The organism is Candidatus Bipolaricaulota bacterium, from assembly GCA_021159055.1.
Classification (GTDB): Bacteria; Bipolaricaulota; Bipolaricaulia; order UBA7950; family UBA9294; genus S016-54.
Genome location: JAGGSO010000020.1, coordinates 1 through 6,389 on the forward strand (window position 1 = coordinate 1; position 6,389 = coordinate 6,389).

Genomic DNA, 6,389 nt, shown 5'->3' on the forward strand with positions numbered 1-6,389 from the left:
TGAAGGAGGTCAAGCGCTACGGCGGGAACGTAAGCTCGTTCGTCCCCAAGTGTGTGGACGATGCCCTGGCGCGGAAGTTCGGTCAGACAAGCGGGAGATGAGCTTCCCCGTGGTTTGATTTGTGCACCAACCCGATTCTCACTACCATGCCGTGGGAGGTGCGTGATGAAACTGTGTGCGGGGATTGTAGTCGCAATCGCGCTCGGTTGGGTAGTCGCAGTGCAGGCGGTACAGACCCCATCCACCGTGATTTTTGGCCCGAGTTGGGTGATGAGTGTAACCGATGGGGACACGATCACTGTGCGCCTGCCGAATGGCGAACCACTGAAGGTACGCTACCTCGGAATAAATGCCCCTGAGCTTTCTGACGAGGAACACTCAGGGCAAGCGGCAAAGGACGCAAACTCAGCGTCAGTGAAGAATCGAAACGTGTGGTTAGAGGTGGAAAGGACAAACGGCGACTTCCGCCGCGGTCGCGATAGGCGTGTGTTGGCGCATGTCTTTTCCGATGCAGAACGCACCCAACTCGTGCAGCAGGCATTGGTAGAAAAAGGCCTGGCGCTTATCGATCTTCCCGGGCTGACCGATCGGGAGATCGCTGCGGACGACTTCTCGATCCGCTACGCTGATCAGTTGATTGCCGCCCAGATAGAGGCGGCGCAGAATCGACGCGGCGCGTGGAACTTAGATGACTTTTACCCTGATGCGGACCTGGCCATCGCCGCGATCAAGTTCTGGGGAGAGAAGGAAGCCGTGTACCTCATAAATCGCGGCAGTGAACCGCTCGAGCTCGCTGACGGTTGGGTTTTGATGGACGCCTCCGCGGGGAAAAGTAAGAAAGAGGGGAGGAATCCTGCGCACGCGCTTTCGTTTGCTGAATTCTTCGGGCCGAGCTGCGTCCTTCCCCCGGGAGGAAAACTGATCATCTACTCCGGGGCGGGAATACCCCCAGAGATGCGGGGGAGGATCACTGGCTGCGGCACTGGTAAAGTGGAGGTTTACTGGACCCGGCGCAAGGTCTGGGACAACGATGGTGACACCGCATATCTCCTTGGGCCTGATGGGAAGCTGTATTTCATCTATTCCTATCCGCCATTCCGAGAAAGGTGAGGGTCACTTTCGGTAGCCGGGAACGCTTTCCATCGCGATCTTTCCTGCAGCGGACAAAAACTTAGGGATGCGCGAATCGCGGAGTCCGTAGTAGACCCTCTTCCCCTCCCTCCGACGGGAGAGGTAACCCCGATCGTACAGGACGCGCAGATGGGAGGAGGTATGGGCTTGCGACAGCCCAATCTCACCGGCGATCTCCCCCACGCACCGCTCGTTGGCAAACAACGCGCATAGGATGCGGATCCGCGTCGGATTGGAAAGAGCGGATAAGAACTCGGCAATCGCACAACACGTCCTTTCGTCCATCTCCACCTCGCCTTGAGAGCATTTAAATATTATTGTATCATGATGTTACCATGCCAAGTCGAAAAAAGAAAGACAAGAAGCGTTCATTATTCCGAACCAGGTCAGCGTGGATCGTCGCCTCCGTCGTGCTCGTCCTCGCCGTCGGCGGTGGGGTGACCGCCGGGATCCTCCTCGGGCACCGGGCGGAGACCGTCCCGATCACCCCGGCCCAGCCGGCAGAGCCGGAGCCGACAACGCCCGATCAACCCGCGGCCGCTCCCTCCGCCTCTTCGACGGAAGGCTCGGTTCCGGTGGGAATCGAGGTCGGGGAGCGGGCACCCAACTTCACCCTCCCCGACCTAAACGGCAAATCGGTATCTCTCTCCGACTTCCGCGGCCACGTCGTCATCCTCGACTTCTGGGCGAGCTGGTGCCCTCCGTGTCGGGCATCGATGCCGCAGCTGCAGCGGTACTACGAGGAGTTCAAGGACCGCGGCCTCGTCCTCGTCGGGGTGAGCCTCGACCGGAGCGCGGAGGATGCGCGCTCGTTCCTGGAGGCGAAGGGATACCACGATCTCATCCCGCTGTGGGGATCGGTGTCCGCCTCGCAGAGCGTGGCACGGGAGTACGGGATCTATGGGATTCCCCATACCTTCGTGTTGGATAAGGATGGGGTGATCAGGTTCTCCGACCATCCGATGCGCCTCACCGAGTCGTTCCTCGCGTCATTGTTCAAATAGGGTACAATCTGACATCAGTCTGCTGAAGGAGGACGGATGTCGGATATTCTTGCTCTGTACAAAGAACACCTGCGCGAGATCGGGAAACTCTCTTCCAGCCTTGCCCTTCTCCACTGGGATCAGCGGACCCATCTCCCGGAGAAGGGGCATCCCGCCCGCGCCGAGGTGATCGGGAAGCTCGCCAAGATGGTGTTCGAGCTCTCCACCTCCGATGCCCTCGGCCATTACTTGGAGGAGCTGGAGAAGCGAGATGACCTTTCGGAACTGGACCGGGCAAGCGTCCGGGTGGTGGGGAGGGACTACCGCCGTTACAAGGCGATCCCGCCCGATCTGTTCGAGGAATTTGCCATTGCCCGGGCGGAGAGCGAGACAGCGTGGGAGAAGGCGCGGGCCGAGTCTGACTTCGCCGCTTTCCGGCCCCATCTCGAGAAAATGGTGGACTACTCGCGCCGGTTCGCTGAGTACTTCGGATATGAGGAGAACCCATACGACGCCCTGATCGAGGAGTACGAACCCGGGATGACCGCCGCCCAACTCGCCGGGATCATCACCCCACTCCGGGAGAGGCTCGTCCCGTTCATCAAACGCCTGGTCGAGGACGGGACGCGGCCGCGCACCGACTTCATCTCCGGCGAGTACGCGGAAGACGGGCAGCGCCAGCTCTCCCTGCGGGCGCTGGAAGCGATCGGGTACGATTTCTCCGCCGGGCGTCTCGACACCACAGTCCACCCGTTCACGATCGGGGTCGGACCCGGTGACGTGCGCGTTACCACCCGGTTCCTCCCCGACGATCCGTTCTCCGGGCTGTACAGCTCGATCCATGAGGGCGGACACGCCCTGTATGAGCAGGGGATCCCGGACGAACTCCGCTGGACAGGCCTCGACGACGGAGCATCGATGGGGATCCATGAGTCCCAGTCGCGAATGTGGGAGAACATGGTCGGACGGGGGCGCCCGTTCTGGGAGTACTTCGCCCCACTCGCAGGGGAGGTGTTCCCTGCGTTCGCGAAGGTTCCCCCGGAGGAGATCTATCGGGCGGTGAACGTGGTCGAGCCGTCCCTGATCCGGGTGGAGGCGGACGAGGTCACCTACAATCTGCACATCATGCTTCGGTTCGAGCTCGAGGAGGGGTTGATCAACGGGAGGATCGCGGTGTCGGACCTCCCTGAGCTGTGGAACGAGGCGATGGATCGCTACCTCGGGGTCGTCCCGGAGGACGACGCCCACGGGGTGCTGCAGGACGTACACTGGTCCGGCGGGATGTTCGGCTACTTCCCCTCCTACATGCTCGGGAACCTGTACGCCGCCCAGTTGTACGCGAAGGCACAGGAGGAGATCCCGGACCTGGAAGGGAAATTCGCCGCGGGTGACTTCTCCCCGCTTCTTTCCTGGTTGCGGGAGAAGATCCACCGGTTCGGGAAGATCTACGACCCGGTCGACCTCCTCGAGCGGGCGACCGGAGAGAAGCCTGATCCCAACTACTTCGTCGACTACGTGATTCGGAAGTACTCCGCGGTCTACGGGCTGTAAGATGAAGCGGGGCCGCAGTCACGGCCCCGCTTTCGGTTATTACGGAATGAAGTCCATCCCATCGTCGATCCGTGCCACAGCGTGGGCGATCAGCTTGGCGATGTTGTTCACGTCTCCCAGATGGACGATCTCGCACGGGGAGTGCATGTACCGGTTCGGAACCGAGATCAGGCCGGTCGCCACTCCGGCGCGGGTGAGCTGGATCGCGTTTGCGTCCGTCCCGGTCCCGCGCGGCGCTCCCTCGATCTGATACGGGATGTGCTCTCGCTTCGCCGTATCGACCAGAAGGGAGAAGACCTTGGGATTGATGTTCGGGCCGCGGGCGATCATCGGGCCCTTCCCCATTTTGATGTCACCGACCATCTTCTTCTCGTTCCCCATCCCCGGGGTGTCAGTGGCGAATCCGACGTCGACCGCGATTCCAACCTTGGGATCGATTCCGAACGCGCTCGTCCGCGCCCCGCGCAACCCCACCTCCTCCTGCACCGTGGCCACGGCGTAGATCGCCGCCTTCGGATTCAGCTTAGCGGCAATCCGCGCCGCCTCGAGGACGATGAACGCGCCGATCCGGTCGTCGAACCCGCGTGCAGCGACGAGGTCGTTGCGCAGCTCGGTGAACGAGTAGTCGAGTACGGCAGGATCACCGATCTCTACAAGCTTTTCCGCCTCGGCCTTATCCTTCGCCCCGATGTCGATCCACAGATCCTCGAACTTGACGACCTTCTTCCGCTCCTCGTCCTTGAGCAGGTGGATCGGCTTGCGGCCGATCACCCCGAGGACGGTCCCGGCCTTGGTGTGAATCTGCGCCCGCTGTCCCGGGAGGACCTGAGGGTCCCATCCCCCGATCCCGGTGAACGATAGGTACCCGTTCTCGTCGATGTAGGTGACCATCAGACCGATCTCGTCGATGTGCCCGGCGAGCATCACCCGCGGGCTTCCGCCCTCGTTCACCACGGCGAAGCTGTTCCCGTGCATGTCAGCCCAGGTGCGGTCGGCGAACTTGCCCGCCTCCTCCCGCCACAATTGGGATGCCTTCTCCTCGAACCCGGACGGGCACGCCGTCTCCATGAACCTACGCAGAAACTCGACCCTATCTTTATCCATACTTCCTCCTCTCGTAAGGCTACGTCGGTAAGTTTACCCCACTATCGGGAAAACTCATCCTATCAGCACGTGAGGTGGAGCCCGCATGCGGCGCGCTCCCCGGCGGCAGCGCGGCGGTTGTACTCCACGATCGCCTCCTTGGTGGGGAGGGCGATCAGCTCGATCCCCTGCTTGGTAAGCCAAGCCTTCGTCTCCTCCGGCACCCGCAGCCGGCCGAATGCCCCGGTCCCGACGATGAGGGTCTTGGGCTCCCGCGCGATGAGCCAGGTGAGATCGTCGGGATGCAGGGAATGCCCCTCCCGCCGCTCCCACGGATGGAGGATCTCGTCCCCGATCAAGAGAACGTCGTGCCGGTACGTCTTCCCGTCGATCCTAATGCTCCCAAACCGGTAGTTGGAGACCTTCATTGAGATCACCTCAACATCTTGACCACCATCAGTTTATCGAATACGATTCCAGAGGTAAATCCGCTACCCAAGAGGAGGAAGGAGTTACGCTAAATCGCGTGACAGTCGGACCACGATCGCTTCATCCCGCCGCGGTCGCGGGTGTGTTTTTCTGTGACACCAGTGGCGAAGAAGGGATCCGGTGATGACGCGGATCGAACGGCATCCGATCCTGCATGTCTCGCGCGGTGAGCCGTTTCGTTTCACGTTCGCCGGAAGACCGCTCATCGCTTATCCCGGAGAGACGATCGCCGCGGCGCTGTTCGCAAACGGGATCCGCATCTTCGGCCACCATCCCAAGGACGGCTCACCCCAAGGCCTGTTCTGCGCCAACGGGCAGTGCGCCCAGTGCATGGTGATCGCGGACGGGGTCCCGGTGAAATCGTGCATGACGAAGGTGAAACCCGGGATGCGCGTCGCCCCACTCGACGGGCTCCCTGTGCTTCCGGAGGTGGATGAGATCCCACCGTTGCGCGAGATAGAGACGATCGCGGTTCCAGTCCTCATCCTCGGCGGCGGGCCGGCCGGGCTGTCGGCGGCGATCGAGCTGGGGAAGCGCGGAGTGCGGGTCCTCATCGTCGACGACAAGCACCGCCTCGGCGGGAAATTGGTCCTGCAGACCCACAAGTTCTTCGGATCGTACGACGCGGTCTACGCCGGGACACGCGGGATCGACATCGCGACCAAACTGGAACAGGAGGTAAGAAGCCACGATTCGGTCGAGGTATGGCTTAATTCCACTGCGCTCGGGGTGTTCAGCGATCACAAGGTCGGGATCCTTAAAGACGGGAGCTGCTACGTCCTCGTCGAGCCGCAGGTCCTCCTCGTCGCCACCGGGGCGCGGGAGCGGTCGCTCGTGTTCCGGGGGAACACCCTGCCCGGGGTGTACGGGGCCGGCGCGTTCCAGACCCTGGTGAACCGCGACCTGGTCAAGGCGGCGGACCGGTTGTTCATCGTCGGTGGGGGAAACGTCGGACTGATCGCGGGCTATCACGCCCTGCAGGCCGGAATCGAGGTCGTCGGCCTGGTCGAGGCGCTCCCCGAGTGCGGGGGCTACAAGGTGCACAAGGACAAGCTCGTGCGCATGGGGGTCCCGATCTACACCTCGCACACCATCATCTCGGCCAACGGGCATGATCAGGTAGAATCGGTGACGATCGCCCAGATCGACGAG

7 protein-coding genes are annotated in these 6,389 nt (G+C 62.0%); 4 read left to right on the forward strand and 3 right to left on the reverse strand.

Annotated features, from left to right (window positions below):
* Positions 1-165: 165 nt before the first annotated feature.
* Positions 166-1,110 carry a thermonuclease family protein gene (locus tag J7J55_01200; GenBank protein ID MCD6141324.1) on the forward strand — a complete coding sequence of 315 codons (945 nt, stop codon included), beginning with the start codon at positions 166-168 and terminating at the stop codon, positions 1,108-1,110.
* A gap of 3 nt (positions 1,111-1,113) precedes the next feature.
* On the opposite strand, the gene J7J55_01205 is transcribed toward J7J55_01200, so the two are convergent.
* On the reverse strand, positions 1,114-1,416 hold the full coding sequence (locus J7J55_01205) for a winged helix-turn-helix transcriptional regulator (GenBank protein MCD6141325.1): 303 nt from the start codon (positions 1,414-1,416) through the stop codon (positions 1,114-1,116).
* 50 nt (positions 1,417-1,466) lie between these two features.
* On the opposite strand from J7J55_01205, the gene J7J55_01210 reads away from it, so the two are divergent.
* Together J7J55_01210 and J7J55_01215 are read left to right on the forward strand one after the other, a co-directional pair.
* On the forward strand, positions 1,467-2,135 hold the full coding sequence (locus J7J55_01210) for a redoxin domain-containing protein (protein ID MCD6141326.1): 669 nt from the start codon (positions 1,467-1,469) through the stop codon (positions 2,133-2,135).
* 36 nt (positions 2,136-2,171) lie between these two features.
* Positions 2,172-3,665, forward strand: a complete 1,494-nt coding sequence (locus J7J55_01215) for a carboxypeptidase M32 (protein MCD6141327.1) — start codon at positions 2,172-2,174, stop codon at positions 3,663-3,665.
* Between the two features lie 39 nt (positions 3,666-3,704).
* Here the strand turns inward: J7J55_01215 and J7J55_01220 are convergent, their stop codons facing one another.
* Positions 3,705-4,769, reverse strand: a complete 1,065-nt coding sequence (locus J7J55_01220) for a M42 family metallopeptidase (GenBank protein MCD6141328.1) — start codon at positions 4,767-4,769, stop codon at positions 3,705-3,707.
* Positions 4,770-4,831: 62 nt separating this feature from the next.
* Positions 4,832-5,185: a hypothetical protein gene (locus tag J7J55_01225; protein MCD6141329.1), complete on the reverse strand. Its 354-nt coding sequence runs from the start codon at positions 5,183-5,185 to the stop codon at positions 4,832-4,834.
* A gap of 175 nt (positions 5,186-5,360) precedes the next feature.
* Between J7J55_01225 and J7J55_01230 the strand changes: the two genes are divergently transcribed.
* Positions 5,361-6,389, forward strand: a 1,029-nt coding sequence (locus J7J55_01230; protein ID MCD6141330.1) for a (2Fe-2S)-binding protein, incomplete at its 3' end; no start/stop codon positions are given.

Bases quoted from the DNA above. Each gene is read 5' to 3' on its own strand.
- J7J55_01200 (MCD6141324.1), top strand. From the start codon at position 166: ATGAAACTGTGTGCGGGGATTGTAGTCGCAATCGCGCTCGGTTGGGTA.
- J7J55_01205 (MCD6141325.1), bottom strand. From the start codon at position 1,416: ATGGACGAAAGGACGTGTTGTGCGATTGCCGAGTTCTTATCCGCTCTT.
- J7J55_01210 (MCD6141326.1), top strand. From the start codon at position 1,467: ATGCCAAGTCGAAAAAAGAAAGACAAGAAGCGTTCATTATTCCGAACC.
- J7J55_01215 (MCD6141327.1), top strand. From the start codon at position 2,172: ATGTCGGATATTCTTGCTCTGTACAAAGAACACCTGCGCGAGATCGGG.
- J7J55_01220 (MCD6141328.1), bottom strand. From the start codon at position 4,769: ATGGATAAAGATAGGGTCGAGTTTCTGCGTAGGTTCATGGAGACGGCG.